Origin of the sequence: Streptomyces sp. NBC_00190 (assembly GCF_036203305.1) — a bacterium.
In the GTDB taxonomy this organism is placed as follows: domain Bacteria; phylum Actinomycetota; class Actinomycetes; order Streptomycetales; family Streptomycetaceae; genus Streptomyces.
The window spans coordinates 1,812,728-1,829,914 of the sequence record NZ_CP108131.1 but is presented as its reverse complement, the minus strand read 5'-3'; the positions used below and the strand labels follow the sequence as shown (position 1 = coordinate 1,829,914).

At 73.0% G+C, this 17,187-nt stretch carries 16 protein-coding genes and 5 tRNA genes; 12 read left to right on the top strand and 9 right to left on the bottom strand.

Features of this window, described 5'->3' with window-relative positions; genetic code table 11:
* Window positions 1-18 precede the first annotated feature (18 nt).
* The 6 genes from OG429_RS09025 to OG429_RS09000 all read left to right on the top strand — a co-directional run bounded on the left by OG429_RS09025 (window position 19) and on the right by OG429_RS09000 (window position 8,819).
* Window positions 19-882, top strand: a complete 864-nt coding sequence (locus OG429_RS09025; protein WP_328924779.1) for a MetQ/NlpA family ABC transporter substrate-binding protein — start codon at window positions 19-21, stop codon at window positions 880-882.
* A 191-nt stretch (window positions 883-1,073) separates the two neighbouring features.
* The gene (locus OG429_RS09020; RefSeq protein WP_328924778.1) at window positions 1,074-1,784 is read left to right on the top strand and encodes a GNAT family N-acetyltransferase; all 711 of its coding nucleotides are present in this window, start codon (window positions 1,074-1,076) and stop codon (window positions 1,782-1,784) included.
* Between the two features lie 76 nt (window positions 1,785-1,860).
* Entirely contained in the window at window positions 1,861-3,069 is a 1,209-nt protein-coding gene (gene cbiE / locus OG429_RS09015) for a precorrin-6y C5,15-methyltransferase (decarboxylating) subunit CbiE (RefSeq protein ID WP_328924777.1), read from the top strand.
* Between the two features lie 274 nt (window positions 3,070-3,343).
* Window positions 3,344-6,454, top strand: a complete 3,111-nt coding sequence (cobT, locus tag OG429_RS09010) for a nicotinate-nucleotide--dimethylbenzimidazole phosphoribosyltransferase (protein WP_328924776.1) — start codon at window positions 3,344-3,346, stop codon at window positions 6,452-6,454.
* 268 nt (window positions 6,455-6,722) lie between these two features.
* The gene (cobA, locus tag OG429_RS09005) at window positions 6,723-7,958 is read left to right on the top strand and encodes a uroporphyrinogen-III C-methyltransferase (protein WP_328924775.1); all 1,236 of its coding nucleotides are present in this window, start codon (window positions 6,723-6,725) and stop codon (window positions 7,956-7,958) included.
* Between the two features lie 42 nt (window positions 7,959-8,000).
* Window positions 8,001-8,819 (top strand): TrmH family RNA methyltransferase, encoded by an 819-nt coding sequence (locus OG429_RS09000; RefSeq protein WP_328924774.1) that lies wholly within the window; start codon window positions 8,001-8,003, stop codon window positions 8,817-8,819.
* A gap of 4 nt (window positions 8,820-8,823) precedes the next feature.
* Here OG429_RS09000 and OG429_RS08995 read toward each other — a convergent pair whose 3' ends face one another.
* The gene (locus OG429_RS08995; RefSeq protein ID WP_328924773.1) at window positions 8,824-10,011 is read right to left on the bottom strand and encodes a serine/threonine-protein kinase; all 1,188 of its coding nucleotides are present in this window, start codon (window positions 10,009-10,011) and stop codon (window positions 8,824-8,826) included.
* 527 nt (window positions 10,012-10,538) lie between these two features.
* Here OG429_RS08995 and OG429_RS08990 point away from each other — a divergent pair.
* Window positions 10,539-10,748, top strand: a complete 210-nt coding sequence (locus OG429_RS08990; protein WP_388564509.1) for a hypothetical protein — start codon at window positions 10,539-10,541, stop codon at window positions 10,746-10,748.
* Window positions 10,749-10,979: 231 nt separating this feature from the next.
* On the opposite strand, the gene OG429_RS08985 is transcribed toward OG429_RS08990, so the two are convergent.
* The 5 genes from OG429_RS08985 to OG429_RS08965 form a co-directional block, all read right to left on the bottom strand.
* A tRNA-Val gene (locus tag OG429_RS08985) sits at window positions 10,980-11,054 on the bottom strand.
* Window positions 11,055-11,106: 52 nt separating this feature from the next.
* Window positions 11,107-11,178: transfer RNA gene (locus OG429_RS08980), tRNA-Val, on the bottom strand.
* A 19-nt stretch (window positions 11,179-11,197) separates the two neighbouring features.
* Window positions 11,198-11,269: transfer RNA gene (locus tag OG429_RS08975), tRNA-Val, on the bottom strand.
* A gap of 1 nt (window position 11,270) precedes the next feature.
* Window positions 11,271-11,344: transfer RNA gene (locus OG429_RS08970), tRNA-Cys, on the bottom strand.
* Between the two features lie 42 nt (window positions 11,345-11,386).
* Window positions 11,387-11,459: transfer RNA gene (locus tag OG429_RS08965), tRNA-Gly, on the bottom strand.
* Between the two features lie 180 nt (window positions 11,460-11,639).
* Between OG429_RS08965 and OG429_RS08960 the strand changes: the two genes are divergently transcribed.
* The 3 genes from OG429_RS08960 to OG429_RS08950 all read left to right on the top strand — a co-directional run bounded on the left by OG429_RS08960 (window position 11,640) and on the right by OG429_RS08950 (window position 14,435).
* Complete coding sequence (locus OG429_RS08960) at window positions 11,640-12,704, top strand: chorismate-binding protein (RefSeq protein WP_328924771.1); 1,065 nt, start codon at window positions 11,640-11,642, stop codon at window positions 12,702-12,704.
* Entirely contained in the window at window positions 12,701-13,522 is an 822-nt protein-coding gene (locus OG429_RS08955) for an aminotransferase class IV (RefSeq protein ID WP_328924770.1), read from the top strand. Before OG429_RS08960 ends, OG429_RS08955 begins: the two co-directional genes overlap by 4 nt.
* An 88-nt stretch (window positions 13,523-13,610) precedes the next feature.
* Complete coding sequence (locus tag OG429_RS08950; RefSeq protein WP_328924769.1) at window positions 13,611-14,435, top strand: GNAT family N-acetyltransferase; 825 nt, start codon at window positions 13,611-13,613, stop codon at window positions 14,433-14,435.
* Between the two features lie 15 nt (window positions 14,436-14,450).
* Here OG429_RS08950 and OG429_RS08945 read toward each other — a convergent pair whose 3' ends face one another.
* On the bottom strand, window positions 14,451-14,954 hold the full coding sequence (locus OG429_RS08945) for a DsbA family protein (protein WP_328924768.1): 504 nt from the start codon (window positions 14,952-14,954) through the stop codon (window positions 14,451-14,453).
* Window positions 14,955-15,120: 166 nt separating this feature from the next.
* On the opposite strand from OG429_RS08945, the gene OG429_RS08940 reads away from it, so the two are divergent.
* Both OG429_RS08940 and OG429_RS08935 read left to right on the top strand, forming a co-directional pair.
* A complete protein-coding gene (locus OG429_RS08940; RefSeq protein ID WP_328924767.1) occupies window positions 15,121-15,570 on the top strand; it encodes a hypothetical protein in 450 nt (149 codons plus the stop codon).
* A gap of 108 nt (window positions 15,571-15,678) precedes the next feature.
* On the top strand, window positions 15,679-15,852 hold the full coding sequence (locus OG429_RS08935; RefSeq protein ID WP_328924766.1) for a hypothetical protein: 174 nt from the start codon (window positions 15,679-15,681) through the stop codon (window positions 15,850-15,852).
* On the opposite strand, the gene OG429_RS08930 is transcribed toward OG429_RS08935, so the two are convergent.
* Window positions 15,793-16,428, bottom strand: a complete 636-nt coding sequence (locus OG429_RS08930) for a CGNR zinc finger domain-containing protein (RefSeq protein WP_328924765.1) — start codon at window positions 16,426-16,428, stop codon at window positions 15,793-15,795. The two genes, OG429_RS08935 and OG429_RS08930, sit on opposite strands and share 60 nt — an antisense overlap.
* A gap of 213 nt (window positions 16,429-16,641) precedes the next feature.
* Entirely contained in the window at window positions 16,642-17,055 is a 414-nt protein-coding gene (locus tag OG429_RS08925) for an SsgA family sporulation/cell division regulator (protein ID WP_030011909.1), read from the bottom strand.
* Between the last annotated feature and the right edge of the window lie 132 nt (window positions 17,056-17,187).

Sequence of the window (17,187 nt, the reverse complement as noted above, 5' to 3'; positions counted from 1 at the left end):
GCAAGAAAGGCACTCTTCGTGCGTAAGAACGTCAAGCTCACCGCCCTCGCCGCCACCGCCACCGCGCTCGCCCTCGGCCTCACCGCCTGCGGCAGCTCCTCGGACCCGTCCTCCACCAAGGCCGACGGCGGCAAGACCGACGAGAACAAGCCCCTGGTCATAGCGGCCTCCCCGAGCCCGCACGCCGACATCCTGAACTTCGTCAAGGACAAGCTCGCCGCCAAGGAAGGCCTCAAGCTGGAGGTCAAGGAGTTCACGGACTACGTCCTGCCGAACACCGCCACCCAGCAGGGCCAGGTCGACGGCAACTACTTCCAGCACAAGCCGTACCTCGACGACTTCAACAAGAAGAACAAGACGACCATCGTGCCCGTCGTCAACGTTCACCTGGAGCCCCTCGGCCTCTACTCCAAGAAGGCCAAGGCCATCGGCGACATCAAGGCCGGCCAGACCGTCGCCGTCCCCAACGACACCACCAACGAGGGCCGCGCGCTCCAGCTGCTCGCCGCGAACAACCTGATCACCCTCAAGGAGGGTGTCGGCACCAGCGCCAAGCTGTCCGACATCACCGACAAGAAGGGCCTGGAGTTCAAGGAGCTGGAGGCCGCCACGGTCCCGCGCGCCCTGAACGACGTGGACGCCGCCGTCATCAACGGCAACTACGCGCTCGAGGCCAACCTGTCGCCCGCCAAGGACGCGCTGATCCTGGAGAAGGCCGAGGGCAACCCGTACGCCAACTTCCTCGCGGTCAAGGACGGCAACCAGAACGACCCGCGGATCCAGAAGCTCGCCAAGCTCCTGAACTCCGACGAGGTCAAGAAGTTCATCGAGGAGAAGTACCAGGGCTCGGTCGTCGCGGCCTTCGGCGCCCCGGCCTCCTGAGCCACCGGCCGGATCCGGCCACACCTTCCGGTCAGGCATCTCGGCCCCGCACGCCCCTGTCGGCGCGCGGGGCCGAACGCTGCCCGCTCACGGGCAACCCGGCCCTGCACATCCCCCGGTCGATGCTGCATGCTGTGGCCTACGACCCGCACAAACGGTCCCGCACCACGGTCTCAGGCATGGAGCTGCGCATGACTACCACCTTCCCGGACGTCACCATCAGCACGGACCGGCTGGTGCTGCGCCCCTTCGAGGAAGAGGACGTCACCGCACTCACCGAAATGATGAACGACGAGAACGTCACCGCCTGGACGACCGTCCCGCACCCCTACACCCAGGCCGACGCGCACGGCTGGGCCACCCGGCAGTCCCACGCCGAACGCACCGAGGGCCGCGGCCTCGTCCTCGCCGTCACCGAGTTCCTCACCCACCGCCTCGTCGGCGTCATCCACCTCCAGAGCACCAACTGGCGCACCCGCTCCACCGAGGTCGGCTACGTCACCGCCCCCTGGGCCCGCGGCGAGGGCTACGCCAGCGAGTCCGTACTCGCCGTCGCCCAATGGCTCTTCCGCGAGCAGGGCTTCGAACGCCTCGAACTGCGCACCCCCGCCGACAACACCGCCTCCCAGCAGGTGGCCCAGAAGATCGGCTGCATCAGCGAGGGCGTCCTGCGCAACGCGTGGATAGTGCGCACGCAGACGGCCGACGGCGACTGGACCGACAGCCGCACCGACCTCATCGTCTGGAGCCTGGTCCCCGAGGACCTCGACGACGCGGAGGGGTACGGCGACTACGCCGACTACGGTGACTACCGCGAGGGATACGACGCCTACACCGCGGACACCGCCTACGGACAGCGGGCCGACGCGACCGGCCACCGCGTCGGCGCCGACTGGAAATGAACCGATGACCAGGTAGTCTCACCGTGCCCGAACCCGACAAAACTGCGCCTTCCCCCACTCCAGGAGACTGACGACGATGGCCGACCGGGTCACGGTGATCGGCTGGGACGGCTCGCCCCTGACCGCGGCCGCCCGGTCCGCGCTCTCCGCCGCCACCCTCGTGGCCGGCGCGGCCCACCACCTCGCCCTCCCCGAGGTCCCGCCCGCGGCCGAACGCATCCGCCTGGGCAGCCTCGGACTCGCCGCCCGCCGCATCGCGGGCCACCGCGGCACCGCCGTCGTCTTCGCCGACGGAGACCCCGGCTTCTTCGGCGTCGTACGCACCCTGCGCGCTCCCGAGCACGGCCTGGAGGTCGAGGTCGTCCCGGCCGTCTCCTCCGTCGCCGCCGCCTTCGCCCGGGCCGGCATGCCCTGGGACGACGCCCAGGTCGTCGTCGCCCACCCCCGCACCCTGCGCCGCGCCGTCAACGTCATCCGCGCCCACGGCAAGGTCGCCGTCCTCACCTCGCCCGGCGCCGGCCCCGCCGAACTCGCGCTGCTCCTCGACGGAGTCCACCGCACCTTCGTCATCTGCGAGGAACTCGGTACCGACAAGGAGCAGGTGAGCGTCCTCACCTCCGACCGGGCCGCGGACCACACCTGGCGCGACCCGAACGTCGTCATCGTCATCGGCGGCGGCGGACAGGCCCTGGCCGCCGAACCGGCCTGGCTGCTCGGCCAGAGCCCGGCCCAGTTCCAGTCCGCCGGGCGCGGCTGGGCCAGGCCCCAGGCCGACACGGGAGAAGGGGAGTCCGCCCAGCTGCGCGCCGCCCAGCTCGCCCGGCTCGGCCCCCGTACCGGCGACCTCGTCTGGGACATCGGCGCCGGCTCCGGCGGCGTCGCCGTGGACGCCGCCGCGCTCGGCGCCGCCGTCATCGCCGTGGACGCCGACCCGGGCGCCTGCGAACGCGTAACTGCCGCCGCCCGCAAGCGGGGCGTTCAGCTCCAGGTCGTCGCCGGGCGCGCCCCCCACGTACTGGAGAACCTGCCCGAACCCGACGTCGTACGCGTCGGCGGCGGGGGAGCCCAGGTCGTCGCGGCCGTCGCCGACCGCCGCCCCGAACGGATCGTCAGCCACGCCTCCACGCGCGACGAGGCGGAGGCCATCGGCCGCACACTCACCGAACACGGTTACGAGGTGGAGTGCGCGCTGCTCCAGTCCGTCGGCCTGGACACCCGCACCTGGGCTGAACAGGAGCGTTCCGTCGTGTTCCTCCTGGCAGCGGAACGCCCCGTGACCCGCTGAGGCGAGAGCCGGGGTAGGCTGGCCGATCGTCGTACTGCCCAGGACGATTCGGGCATCACGGCACTGGATGACGCGCGACGTGGCGCAGTCCACAGTGGACCGTGGCGGTTATGGCCGCCGCGGTGGCTAACGGGCGCGACAATGCTTAGTGGTTGTCGCGCAGGTGCACGTGAGGCGCTGGTGCCGCACGGCGACCCCGCACGGCAACTCCGCGCGGCGGCCTTGTGGGCGACCGGGCGATCGAAGAGGCAACACCGATGGGCGAGGGGTACGCATGACTGACACCGGCCAGGTCCCGGGCGAGGGTCACCCGGACAATGCGGGCATGGTGGATCAGCAGGGCATTCCCGCTCCGGTCCAGCTCCCGCCGCCGCTTCCCCCGGGCTACGCCTTCCAGGACCTCGTGGACGACCCGGCCGAGCCCGAGGACGAGGAACTGCTGCTCATGCCGAGCGGCCAGGGTGCGTGGAGCGACCCGCAGGTCGTCCCGCAGGTCCCCGCCTTCCCGGTCGAGAACCCGTCGGCCGAGCCCGCACCGTACGCCGACGCGCCGTACGGCGCCGAGCCTTCGTACCCCGAGGCGCCGGTTGCGTACGCGGAGCCCGCCGCGTACCCCGAGTACCCCTCCTACGGCGCCGACGCCCACGAGACGGGCGGCCGTGATTCCGGCGCGCTCGACCTCGGTGGACTCGTCGTGCCTCCGTCGGACTCCGTCCGGGGGTTCCCCCAGCCCGCGGCCCCCGCCCCGGCCGTCGCCCAGGCCGCGCCGGTCCGGCGCCCGCTGCACATGGGCCCGCCGATGCCCGAGGCCAACGGCGGAGTCGTACGGTCCCTCGCGGACCGCGGTCCGGCAGCGGCGCCCGCTCCGGCCGCTCCCGTCGCGGCGGCCGTTCCGGTCCACCAGGCGGGGCCGCCGACCACGGGCCCCGAGTACCTTGACGTCCCGCGCACGGAGGCCGTCGCCGCCCCCGCGCCGCAGCTCGGCGAGATCCCCCCGCAGGCCGGCGTGCCGTGGACGCCGGAGCCCGCCCCGGCACCGGTGTTCGCCCCCGAGCCGGTGGCGGAGGCCGCCCCGGCAGCTGCGGCTCCCGAGGCCGCGCCCGAGCCCGTGCCCGCCCCGGAGCCGGTCGCCGAGGCCGCCCCCGAGCCGCAGCCGGAGCCGGTCGCCGTCGAGGCCGCCGCCGAGCCGGAGCCCGTACCGGCCCCCGTGGCGGTCGAGGCCATCGCTGCGGAGCCCCAGCCCCAGCCCGAGCCGCAGCCCCAGCCCGAGCCGCAGCCGCAGCCGGAGGCTGTGCCCGCCCCCGCCGAAACGGTGGCCCAGGCGCCGGAGCCCGAGCCCGTCGTGGAGGCCCAGCCGCAGCCGGAGCCCGTCGTGGAGCCCGAGCCGCAGCCCGTACCCGAGCAGGCCGCTCCCGCAGCGGTCGAGCCGGTCGTCGAGGCCGAGCCCGTACCCGCCGGACCCGTTCCCGCCGAGCCCGCGCCCGAGCCGGCCGCCGCGGAGCCCGTTCAGGCGGAGCAGGTGCAGGAACCGGAGCAGGAGCAGCAGCCGGAGCCGGCGCCGGAGTCCGTACCGGCCGAGACCGAGCCGGTCGCCGCCGAGGCGGAGCCGCAGCCCGAGCCCGTCGCCGCCGTCCCGGCCGAGCCCGCCGCGGGCGAGGCCGCTCCCGCCTACGACGACGCCGAACGCGAGGCCGTCCTGCGCGTCATGCGCGAACGCCGTGACATCCGCAAGGGTTTCCGCACCGACCCGATCCCGCATGAGGTGCTCCTGCGCGTCCTGGAGGCGGCCCACACCGCGCCCAGCGTCGGACACTCCCAGCCCTGGGACTTCGTCGTCATCCGCTCCGCCGAGACGCGCCAGACGATGCACGAGCTCGCCCAGCGCCAGCGCGAGGCCTACGCGAACTCCCTGCCCAAGGCCCGGGCGAAGCAGTTCAAGGAACTCAAGATCGAGGCCATCCTCGACACCCCGGTGAACATCGTCGTCACCGCCGACCCCACCCGCGGCGGCCGCCACACCCTCGGCAGGCACACCCAGCCGCAGATGGCCCCCTACTCCTCGGCCCTCGCCGTCGAGAACCTCTGGCTCGCCGCGCGCGCCGAAGGCCTCGGCGTCGGCTGGGTCAGCTTCTTCGACGAGCGCGAGATGGTCCGCGAGCTCGGCCTGCCGGAGCACCTGGAGGTCGTCGCGTACCTGTGCGTGGGCTACGTCGACGAGTTCCCGGACGAGCCCGAGCTGGCCCAGGCCGGCTGGTCGAAGCGCCGGCCGCTCTCGTGGGTCGTCCACGAGGAGACGTACGGGCGCCGCGCGCTGCCCGGCGAGGAGCCGCACGACCTGCTCTCGGAGACGGTCGCCAGCATCCGCCCGCTCGACGCGAAGGCGCTCGGCGAGGCGTGGGAGCGGCAGAAGCGCATGACCAAGCCCGCCGGGGCCCTGGGCATGCTCGAAATCATCTCGGCCCAGCTCAGCGGCCTCTCCCGGGTCTGCCCGCCGCCGATCCCCGAGCCCGCCGCCGTCGCGATCTTCGCCGGTGACCACGGCGTGCACGCCCAGGGCGTCACCCCGTGGCCGCAGGAGGTCACCACCCAGATGGTGGCCAACTTCCTGGGCGGCGGAGCGGTCTGCAACGCCTTCGCCAACCAGGTCGGCGCCGAGGTGTGCGTGATCGACGTCGGCGTCGCGGGCGACCTGCCCGCCACCCCCGGCCTGCTGCCCCGCAAGGTCCGCCCGGGCACGGCCGACCTGTCCGTCGGCCCCGCGATGACCCGCGAGGAAGCGGTCGCGGCGATCGAGGTGGGCATCGAGACCGCCCGCGACCTGGTCGCGGCGGGCAACAAAGCCCTGCTCACCGGCGAGATGGGCATCGCGAACACCACGGTGTCCGCCGCGCTGATCTCGGTCTTCACCGGGGTGGACCCGGCGGAGGTCACCGGCCGCGGCACGGGCATCAACGACGAGACCCACGCCCGCAAGGTCGAGGTCGTACGCCGCGCCCTGGAACTCCACCAGCCGGATCCGGCGGACCCGGTCGGCGTCCTCGCGGCCATCGGCGGCCTGGAGCACGCGGCGATCGTCGGTCTCCTCCTCGGCGGTGCCTCCCTGCGCACGCCGGTCATCCTGGACGGCGTCAGCGCCGGCGCGGCCGCCCTGGTGGCCCGCGCCATCGCCCCCGAATCCCTGTCGGCGTGCATCGCGGGCCACCGCAGCGCGGAGCCGGGCCACGTGGCGGCCCTGAACAAGCTCGGCCTGCGTCCCCTGGTCGACCTGGACCTCCGCCTCGGCGAGGGCACGGGCGCGCTCCTGGCCCTCCCTCTGGTCCAGAGCGCGGCCCGCGCGATGCACGAGGTCGCCACGTTCGACTCCGCCGGAGTCACCGAGAAGTAGCCCGCGCGGCCGTTGCCGGGGCTCCGCCCCCGGCAACGGCCCTGCGGGGCCGAATGCCGGCCCCTCCGGCGTTCGAGGAGCGGGGTCCGGGTCGGAGCCCCGGTCCGGGAAGGGGCGGGCAGGGAGAGCCCCGCGGGGACTGCCCCGCGCCACCATACGGCCCGGGCCGTATGGTGGACCCGCTAGTACATAACCGCACGTCAGTACACCGCCGCTCCAGCGCCGCAGCGGCACGCAGAGAACCGCCGCCCTCAGGAGCCGCACCGCCATGGCCGAACACCCCGCCTACCCCGTAGGACTCCGTCTGGCCGGCCGCCGCGTCGTCGTCATCGGCGGCGGACAGGTCGCCCAGCGCCGCCTCCCCGCGCTGATCGCGGCCGGCGCCGACGTCCTGCTCGTCTCGCCGTCGGCCACCCCCTCCGTGGACGCCATGGCCGAGACCGGCGAGATCCGCTGGGAGCGCCGCCGCTACGAGGACGGCGACCTCGCCGGCGCCTGGTACGCCCTCATCGCCACCCAGAACCGCGAGGCCAACGAGCGCGCCTCCGCCGAGGCCGAGCGCGAGCGCGTCTGGTGCGTGCGGGCCGACGACGCCTCCGCCGCCACCGCCTGGACCCCGGCCACCGGCCGCATCGAGGGCGTCACCGTCGCCGTGCTGACGGGCAACGACCCCCGCCGCTCCGCCGCCGTCCGTGACGCCGTCGTCGAGGGCCTGCGCGACGGCACCCTTGCCGCCCCCGGCCACCGGCACAAGTCGACCCCCGGCGTCTCCCTCGTCGGCGGCGGCCCCGGCGACCCCGACCTCATCACCGTGCGCGGCCGCCGCCTCCTCGCCGAGGCCGATGTCGTCATCGCCGACCGGCTCGGCCCCCGCGACCTGCTCGACGAGCTCCCCCCGCACGTCGAGGTCATCGACGCCGCGAAGATCCCGTACGGCCGGTACATGGCCCAGGAGGCCATCAACAACGCCCTGATCGAGCACGCCAAGGCCGGCAAGGCCGTGGTCCGGCTCAAGGGCGGCGACCCGTACGTCTTCGGCCGCGGCATGGAGGAGCTCCAGGCCCTCGCCGAGGCCGGCATCCCCTGCACCGTCGTTCCCGGCATCTCCAGCTCCATCTCGGTGCCCGGCGCCGTCGGCATCCCGGTCACCCACCGGGGCGTGGCCCACGAGTTCACCGTGGTCAGCGGCCACGTCGGCCCCGACGATCCGCGTTCGCTCGTGGACTGGGCCTCCCTCGCCAAGCTCACCGGCACCCTGGTGATCCTCATGGGCGTCGACAAGATCGGCCTGATCGCCGAGGCGCTCGTGCGCCACGGCCGCTCCGCCGACACCCCCGTCGCGGTGGTCCAGGAAGGCACCACCGCCACCCAGCGCCGGGTGGACGCGACCCTCGCCACGGTCGGCGAGACCGTCCGCGAGCAGCAGGTCCGCCCACCCGCGGTCATCGTCATCGGAGAGGTCGTCCGCGTCGGCACCCCGGCCCTCCCCACCACCAGCGCCTGACAGGCCGTTGGCACCACACCCCGGACAAGGCAGTATCACCCTGTGGCTGATCTCATCACCGTCGAGGACCCCGACGACCCGCGCCTGCGCGACTACACGGGCCTGACCGACGTCGAACTGCGGCGCAGGCGCGAGCCCGCGGAAGGGCTCTTCATCGCCGAGGGCGAGAAGGTCATCAGACGGGCCAAGGACGCCGGGTACGAGATGCGCTCGATGCTGCTCTCGGCGAAATGGGTCGACGTCATGCGCGACGTGATCGACGAACTCCCCGCCCCGGTCTACGCCGTCAGTCCGGAGCTCGCCGAACGCGTCACCGGCTACCACGTGCACCGCGGCGCCCTCGCCTCCATGCAGCGCAAGCCGCTGCCCACGGCCGAGGACCTGCTCGCCACCACACGCCGCGTGGTCGTCATGGAAGCGGTCAACGACCACACCAACATCGGGGCCATCTTCCGCAGCGCCGCGGCCCTCGGCATGGACGCGGTGCTGCTGTCGCCCGACTGCGCGGACCCGCTCTACCGCCGCTCGGTGAAGGTCTCCATGGGCGCGGTCTTCTCCGTCCCCTACGCCCGTCTGGAAGCCTGGCCCAAGAGCCTGGACTCGGTCCGCGAGGCCGGCTTCAAGCTGCTCGCGCTGACCCCGCACCAGAAGGCCTCGCCGATCGACGTGGCCGCGCCCCAGTCCCTGGAGCGGGTGGCGCTGATGCTCGGCGCCGAAGGGGACGGCCTGTCCACGCAGGCACTGGTCGCCGCCGACGAATGGGTGCGCATCCCCATGGCGCACGGCGTGGACTCGCTGAACGTGGGCGCCGCGGCCGCGGTCGCCTTCTACGCCGTGGCCCAGGGCCGCGAAGCCCCGTAGCGGATCAGAGCTTCTGGGCGGCGGCGATGCCCAGGGCCACGATCAGCGTCACCACGACGAACACGATCAGCCGCTGCCGCATCAGCTTCGGGTCCGGCCGTGAAGGGCGCAGCCCCGCCCCCGTCGTACGGGGGGCCGGGCGGCCGCCCGTACGCCCCGCGGTCGGCCGGGAGGACGGGCCCGCCGCACCCCGCGGGTTGCGGGAGGACGAGGGCCGCGAGTGCGGTCCGCTCTGCGGCTCACCCTGGGCCCGGGGCGTGGTGCTGCCGCCCGTACGACGCTCCGTGCGCTCCGCGTACTCCTCGGGAAGCCGGCCGGTGGGCTGCTCCGCACGGGCGCGCTGCGCCGGCGGGCGCCCGTCGGACAGGCCCTGCGCCTCGCGCGACGCGATCTCCTTGAGCCGCATCGAAAGCTGGAGCGTGCTGGGCCGCTCCTCGGGATCCTTGGCCAGGCAGGCCCGTACGAGGGGGGCGAGCGCGTCCGGAACCCCGACGAGGTGCGGCTCCTCGTGCACCACGCGGTACAGCATGACCTCGGAACTGCCGTGCCCGAAGGGCGAGTCCGCCGTCGCCGCGTAGGCGAGGGTGGCGCCGAGGGCGAAGACGTCGGTGGCCGGGGTGACGGCGGCGCCGCGCACCTGTTCGGGCGCGAGGAAACCGGGGGAGCCGACGGCCGTCCCGACGTGGGTGAGGGTGCTGGCCCCGGTGGCCCAGGCGATCCCGAAGTCGATGATCCGGGGGCCCTTGGGGGAGAGCAGGATGTTCGAGGGCTTGAGGTCCCGGTGGACGACTCCCGCCTCGTGCACGGCGACCAGCCCCTCGGAGAGCGCGGCGCCGATGGCGGCGATCTGCGCGGCCGTCAGGGGGCCTTCCTCGGCCACCTTGTCGTGCAGGGAGGGCCCGGGGACGTACTGGGTGGCGAACCAGGGCCGCTCGGCCTCCAGGTCCGCGGCCACCAGGCGGGCGGTGCACCCGCCGCGGATCCGCCGGGCGGCGGACACCTCGCGGGCGAACCGGGAGCGGAACTCCTGGTCCTCGGCCAGATCCGGCCGGATGACCTTGAGCGCGACGCGCTGCCCGCGCCGGTCGGACCCCAGGTAGACCACGCCCATACCGCCGGCCCCGAGCCGTCGGTGCAGCCTGAACGAGCCGACGACACGCGGGTCCTCGCGCCGGAGCCGCATCATCGCCATGTCTACCCCGCTGCCCGGTCGTCCTGTTGACGTGGCACAGCTTACGGACCATCCGGCATGTGCGCTCAGAGGCCGCGCCCTCGCCGGGGGATTCGGTTGTCAGTGCTGCACAGCACACTTGAGGGAGCATCAGGGACAGGGCCCGGCTCGGGCGGGGAGCGGGTCGGCCGGGCCAAACGCCCTTTCGGATAAGGGGATTGGGAGTCCGGCGCCCTCTCCGCCCCGGCCGGGGGCGGCCGTCCGCCGACCGCCCGCGAGTCGATCTTCGCCGCTCCTCGTCGTCGTACACGCATGAACAGGGAGTGACGGCAGTGAGCGAAGTCACTACGCTCTGGTGACCCCCTCCGGGAAGACCCCGAGGCCGGGGAACCGGTCTCCACCCAGGGGAGTACACGGGGGTGACCCCGTCATCCTCCTGGAGGCCCGGCAATGGGTACGAGGGCATGAGGCCAGGAGCCTTCCGTGTGCCTAGTGTTGAAGACAAGCGGCGGGTGGCGCACTCGTCCCCCGAGGTCACAAGCCCGCCGCTGCCAGACGACAGGGAGAGGACCATGGCGGACATCGCACGGCAGGGACGCAAGGCATTCGCGTTCAACGGCCATGAGTCCGGTACGCGCCACCCGCTGGTGGCCGCGGCGATGGTGCTCCCCCTGGCCGCTCTCCTGCTCTTCCTCTTCGGAGGCTTCGAGCAGGTGGCGGCGCAGGCGTCGTCCGTGGGCGCGATGCTGGGGCGCTGAGCGGCGCCCCAGGTCCGGGAGAGCGGCCCGGGCCGGGACATCCGCCTTTGCCACACCCCGTGGGGACGGGGGCGTGGCGACGGACGGCAGGTGAAGGGTGCTGCCGGTGCGACTGGGGAGTCGTACCGGCAGCACCCTTTTTGTGTGCGGCCCCCGGTCCTGGAGGCGATCCGCAAGGCGGTCAGGAGGAACGCGGAAGCCCCGGCCGTCGAGACGGCCGGGGCTTCCGGGTGGTGCGCGATACTGGGATTGAACCAGTGACCTCTTCCGTGTCAGGGAAGCGCTCTCCCGCTGAGCTAATCGCGCGGGCTCCACGACTCGAAAGTCGCAGGTCATGCAGGTAATGCGTGGTGCTGCGTGCGCGATACTGGGATTGAACCAGTGACCTCTTCCGTGTCAGGGAAGCGCTCTCCCGCTGAGCTAATCGCGCGGGGATCCTTGCGGATCAGTGGACGATACTGGGATTGAACCAGTGACCTCTTCCGTGTCAGGGAAGCGCTCTCCCGCTGAGCTAATCGTCCTTGGAGGTGGAGACGGGATTTGAACCCGTGTAGACGGCTTTGCAGGCCGTTGCCTCGCCTCTCGGCCACTCCACCATGGAGCTGCAGGGGTTCTCGGGAAGGAAATCCCCCACTTCGAGCGGACGACGAGACTCGAACTCGCGACATCCACCTTGGCAAGGTGGTGCTCTACCAACTGAGCTACGTCCGCAGGTCACCGTGTTCGCTCCGGGGTTTTTCCCCTTCGCTCCCTGGCGACGTGTTGAACTCTAGCGGATTACCGAGCCAGCTCAAAAACGCGTTTCCGCAGCGTGCTGCCGCTCGATCACCACCGGTCACCTCCCGCTCACCCCACCGGCGCCGCCGCGTCACCGGTCATAGACTCGCAGCCGTGCACGACCTGCCTCCTCTGGCCCGCTTCGGCGGCCTTCTCGCGACCGACCTCCGAGATGTCACCAGCGACCCCGCAGCCCTGGACTCCAGCGGCTTCTGGGCGGTGGCCGCCGACTTCGAAGGGCGGCTCGTCTGCGCGCGCTTCGGGGACATACGCCCCGACCCCGTTCCCGCGCCCGCACCGGGCGCCTGGCGGGGTCCCGCCGCCGACGAGTGGTCCTCCTCGCTCGACCGGGCCGCGTACGTGGCCGGCGTCCGCCGCATCCGCGAGCACATCGCCGCCGGCGAGGTCTACCAGGCCAATCTCTGCCGGGTGATGTCCGCGCCGCTGCCCCACCCGGCCGATGCCGATGTCGACGCGCTCACCGCGCTCCTCGCGCGCGGCAACCCCGCGCCCTACGCAGGAACGATTCGGCTCCCCGCGCACGGCGTCGAGATCGCCACCGCCTCCCCGGAGCTGTTCCTGCGCCGCACCGGCCGCCGCGTCGACTCCGGCCCCATCAAGGGCACCGGCCGCACCGCCGAAGACCTGCTCCCCAAGGACCACGCCGAGAACGTGATGATCGTGGACCTCGTACGCAACGACCTCGGCCGGGTCTGCGCCACGGGCTCCGTCACCGTCCCCGAGCTGTGCGCCGTCGAGGAGCACCCCGGCCTGGTCCACCTCGTCTCCACCGTGAGCGGCGAACTCGCCGACGGCGTCGGCTGGCCGGAGCTGCTCGCCGCCACCTTCCCGCCCGGCTCCGTCACCGGGGCGCCCAAATCCTCCGCCCTGCGGATCATCGAGGCCCTGGAGACCGCTCCCCGAGGCCCCTACTGCGGCGGCATCGGCTGGGTCGACGCCGACCAGGGCACCGGCGAGCTGGCCGTCGGCATCCGCACCTTCTGGATCGACCGGGAAGCCCCCGGCGGCCCCCGCCTGCTGTTCGGCACCGGCGCGGGCATCACCTGGGGCTCCGACCCCGACCGCGAGTGGGCCGAGACGGAACTGAAGGCCGCCCGCCTGCTGCGGGTAGCGTCTGGAACCCACGAGAACGGGACCATGAGAGGGGCCGTACGGTGAAGATCTGGCTCGACGGAGCGCTGCGGGACGTCGACGACGCGAGGGTGTCCGTCTTCGACCACGGGCTGACCGTGGGTGACGGCGTCTTCGAGACCCTCAAGGCGGAGCGCGGCAAGCCCTTCGCGCTCACCCGCCACCTGGACCGGCTGACGCGCTCGGCCCGCGGACTGGGCCTGCCGGACCCCGACCACGACGAGGTGCGCCGGGCCTGCGCGGCCGTACTGGAAGCCAACCCGGTGCCGTTCGGGCGGCTGCGCGTCACCTACACCGGCGGCGTCTCCCCGCTCGGCTCCGACCGCGGCGAGGCCGCGCCCACCCTGATCGCCGCCGTGGTGGAGTCCCCCCGCCGTCCGGACACCACCGCCGTCGTCACGGTGGACTGGGTCCGCAACGAGCGCTCCGCCGTGGCCGGCCTCAAGACCACCTCGTACGCCGAGAACGTCGTCGCGCTGGCGACCGCCGCCCGGGCCGGGGCCTCGGAGGCGCTCCTCGCCAACACCGTCGGACGGCTCTGCGAGGGCACCGGCTCGAACGTCTTCGTCGTGCTCGACGGCCGGCTGCACACCCCGCCCCTGGCCTCGGGCTGCCTGGCCGGCATCACCCGCGCCCTCGTCGTCGAATGGGCCGGGGCCAAGGAGACCGACCTGCCCTTCGAGGTGCTGGAGCAGGCCGACGAGGTCTTCCTGACCTCCTCGCTGCGCGACGTCCAGGCGGTCACGCGGATCGACGGCCGGGAGCTCGCCGTCGGCCCGGGCCCGGTCACGGCCGAGGCCATGCGGATCTTCGACGCCAAGGCGGGCACGGAACTCGACCCCTAGAAGCCGTTGGAATCCGTTGGAGCACGTCGGGTGCCTTCGGACGGATAAAGGCTGTCGCGGCGGCCCCGGGGCGGGTAGAACTCGACCAATGACCACCACCCTGCGGCCGTCCGGGCCGCTCCAGCAGACCACGACGGGGGCGCGGACGCGCCCGTACGAGATCCGGGTCAACAGCAGGCGCGTCGGCGCCCTGCTGATCACCTCCGACACCCCCTTCGGACCGACGGTCGGCGAGATCCGCGACCTGAGCGTCGACGAGGGCGACCGTCGGCGGGGGAGGGCCACGGTGGCCGCGCTCGCCGCCGAGGAATTGCTGCGCGGCTGGGGCTGCCGCCGGGTCCGCGTCGCGGTCCCGGCCGACTCGGCGGGCGGCCTGCGCATGGCCGAGGCCCTCGGGTACACCGAATACAGCCGCAACATGGCCAAGGGCCTGCCGGCCGAGCCGCCCGCCGTGCCCGAAGGAGTGCTCGGCCGCCCGATGACGGACGCCGAGTACGAGGTCTGGAACGCCGGGGCCATCGAGTCCTACGCCGCCAGCTGGACCAGCCGCGGCATGTCCGCGCAGGCCGCGCACGCGAAGTCGGGGGCCGACCACGAGGCCCTGCTGCCGCAGGGCCTGGCCACCCCCGGAACCCACTTCGTCGTCCTGGAGGCGGCCGGGGCGCCCGTCGGCCATGTGTGGCTCGCACCCGGCGACGAGGGCGCGTACGTCTTCGACGTCGAGGTCGAGGACGCGTACCGGGGCCGGGGGCACGGCCGCCACCTGATGCTGCTCGCCGAGCGCACGGCCCTCGCCCAGGGCCACCGCGTGCTCGGGCTGCACGTGTTCACCGCCAACACCCCGGCTCTGCGCCTGTACGAGTCCCTCGGCTACCGCCCCACCAGCTTCAACTACGCCAAGGACCTGATCTAGGGCCTGTCGGACGGATCAGGCCTGGCCGGAGGCCAGCAGGCGGTCCGCGATCTCCTCGATCCGGGCGCGCAGGCCGTCCTGGCTCTTGCCGCCGTCCAGGCGCTCGCCGCCGATCACGTACGTCGGGGTGCCGCTCACGCCGATCGCCTTGCCCTCCGCCTGGTCGGCGTCGACGATCAGGATGTGCCGCCCGTCGATCAGGGCGGTGTCGAACTCCTCGACGTCGAGACCCAGTTCACGCGCCACGTCCAGCAGCACCGGCTCGCCGCGCTCGCCCAGCTCCGCGGTGCGCGCCAGCACGGCCTCCGCGTACGGCCAGCCCTGCCCCTGCTCCACGGCCTCCTCGGCGGCCTGCGCCGCGGCGAAGGCGTGCTTGTGCTTCTCCAGGGGGAAGTGGCGCAGCCGGATGTCCAGCCGGTCGCCGTAGCGGGCCCGCAGGGCGCGTACGTCGTCCAGCGCGCTGTGGCAGTCCCGGCACTGCAGTTCGCACCAGACTTCGAGGATCACGGAATCGGTCATGCGGACAGTCTCCCAGGCCCGCACGTCCCCACCCACCGGTACCCGGGGAGGAGGCGCGACCCGGAGATGTCCCGGAGATCCGTGCGGCGGCGGCCGTGGACCTGGCCCGTACGGTGCCCCCGGGGCAGGATGGATAGGGACAGACCGCCCACACCTGGAGGACCGCATGCTCGCCGAGACCATATGTGCCGCGGTGTCCGCGGCGGGCCTGGGCATCGCCGCGCTGACCGCCTACCGCCGGCGCTTCCTGGCCGCGACGCGGATCGCCGCGTACGCGCTGGTGCCCGTCGCCCTCGTGATGACGGGCCTCGTGGAGTGGGTGTCCGGGATCGTCTTCAATCCGACCGTCTGGGCCGGCTTCGGCCTGCTCGGGCTCGCCTGGCTGCTCCTCGCCACCACCCGCCGTGTCGAGCGCCGCAGGCTCGGGACGTCCGAGAAGCCGGCCAAGGCCGCCAAGGGGAGCACGGCCCGGGAGGCCGTCGCCCCGGCCGCTTCCGCGCCGTCCCTCGGCGCCGGCAGCCGCCCCCAGCCCACCGGGCGCCAGAACCCGCCGGCCGCCGCCCCCGCGGACGACTTCTCCGACATCGAGGCCATCCTCAAGAAGCACGGGATCTGACCGGTCGGGGCCGGGGGCGCCCGGGTCCACGAGATCGGGCGAAGTGCCGGGCGGATCTTGGCGTGTTGAGGGACGGACGGCGGCGCGCTGCGCCATCATCGGCCCGACATGCTCGAGACATCCCAGAGTGAGCCTTCGGCGCCCGCGCCGGTACCCGCCCCTGTCGCCGAGGAGCCGCGAGGCTGCCTCTTCGCCCTCTCCCAGCCGCCCCTGATGATCTTCCTAGCCGTGATCGGCGTCCTGCTGCTGCTCGCCGCCGTGCACGATCTGTTCCTGCTCTGACGGTCCCTGCTCCGACGGGCCCGCGTCGGCTTCCTTGCGCCGGGCCCGGTACGCCGCCACATGCAGCCGGTTCCCGCAGGTCCGGCTGTCGCAGTAGCGCCGCGAGCGGTTCCGCGACAGGTCCACGAAGGCGCGCCGGCAGTCCGGGGCCTCGCAGCGCCGCAGCCGTTCCTGCTCGCCGGAGACCACGATGAAGGCCAGCGCCATGCCGCCGTCGGCCGCCAGGTGGTCGCCCACCGAGGCGCCCGGCGCGAAGTAGTGCACGTGCCAGTCGTAGCCGTCGTGGTCGGTCAGCTGCGGGGTGGTGCCGGCCGTCGCGACCAGTTCGTTGATCAGCACGGAGGCCGCACGCGAGTTCGGCGCGGCGAAGACCTGTGCGAACTTGCCGCGCACCGTACGGACCCCGGCCAGGTCGCGGACGCCCAGATCGCCGACGTCGCTGATCGCGTACTCCTGGACGAAGTCGCGCAGCGCGCTGACGTCCGAGAGTCCGTCGGGCTGGTCCGCCTCGGCCGCTGTGTTCACCAGCGCGACGACGACGTCGAGCGCGCGACGGGTGTCGTGGGGGATCTGCACGGGGTCTCCCTCAAGGGCCGGGCCTGCGGTGACGGGCTGCTGCCGCCGATGGGGGCCGACTCTAGCGGGTTGCTGCGGAAGGGGGTCTCCACGCACACCGGCGCCGTCCGCGCGGGTGGCTCCCGCGTGAACAGCGCCGGCACTGCCGTATGTGGTTGTCCGACGCACACCGTCGCCCCGAGTCGGACGGTGTCGATCGGCTGTAGGCCTGGCTCAGCTTTCGGCCAGGATGTGGGAGAGCTCCTTGTCGAGGTCGAAGTGCCGGTGCTCGGTCCCGGGTGGGACCGCGGCGTCCGTCCGCTTGAGGAACGACTCGAGTGCTCGGGCGGGTGCTTCGAGCAGCGCTTCTCCCTCCGGTGAGCTCAGGGCGATGCAGACGACGCCCTGACCGTGGCTGCGGGAGGGCCAGACGCGGACGTCGCCGGTACCGGTGGGCCGGTGAAGGCCCTCCGCGAGGAGGTCGCGGGCGAATACCCATTCGACCGTTTCCTCGGCGCCGGTGTGGAAGGTGGCGTGCACGGCGTAGGGGTCGGCCGTGTCATACCGCAGGCCCGCGGGAACAGGCAGTGAGGACTCGCTCGACACAACGAGGCGCAGGTGCAGCTCGCAGCTGACCGTGGTGTTCATAAGCGCCAGGGCCTTTCGCTCAGTGTGCGCTCGGGGATTCGCACGTCGGCGAAATCGACATGCCACCTACGGTGCCGTTGTAAACCCCTCTGACCGTTTTGCGGACCTCTGGGTCCCTCGTACGGCGGATCC

Coding starts and splice junctions, on each gene's coding strand:
- OG429_RS09020 (WP_328924778.1), top strand. CDS start 1,074: ATGACTACCACCTTCCCGGACGTCACCATCAGCACGGACCGGCTGGTG.
- cobT (WP_328924776.1), top strand. CDS start 3,344: ATGACTGACACCGGCCAGGTCCCGGGCGAGGGTCACCCGGACAATGCG.
- OG429_RS08995 (WP_328924773.1), bottom strand. CDS start 10,011: ATGGCGATGATGCGGCTCCGGCGCGAGGACCCGCGTGTCGTCGGCTCG.
- OG429_RS08935 (WP_328924766.1), top strand. CDS start 15,679: ATGCTCGAGACATCCCAGAGTGAGCCTTCGGCGCCCGCGCCGGTACCC.
- cbiE (WP_328924777.1), top strand. CDS start 1,861: ATGGCCGACCGGGTCACGGTGATCGGCTGGGACGGCTCGCCCCTGACC.
- OG429_RS08950 (WP_328924769.1), top strand. CDS start 13,611: ATGACCACCACCCTGCGGCCGTCCGGGCCGCTCCAGCAGACCACGACG.
- OG429_RS08945 (WP_328924768.1), bottom strand. CDS start 14,954: ATGACCGATTCCGTGATCCTCGAAGTCTGGTGCGAACTGCAGTGCCGG.
- OG429_RS08925 (WP_030011909.1), bottom strand. CDS start 17,055: ATGAACACCACGGTCAGCTGCGAGCTGCACCTGCGCCTCGTTGTGTCG.
- OG429_RS08940 (WP_328924767.1), top strand. CDS start 15,121: ATGCTCGCCGAGACCATATGTGCCGCGGTGTCCGCGGCGGGCCTGGGC.
- cobA (WP_328924775.1), top strand. CDS start 6,723: ATGGCCGAACACCCCGCCTACCCCGTAGGACTCCGTCTGGCCGGCCGC.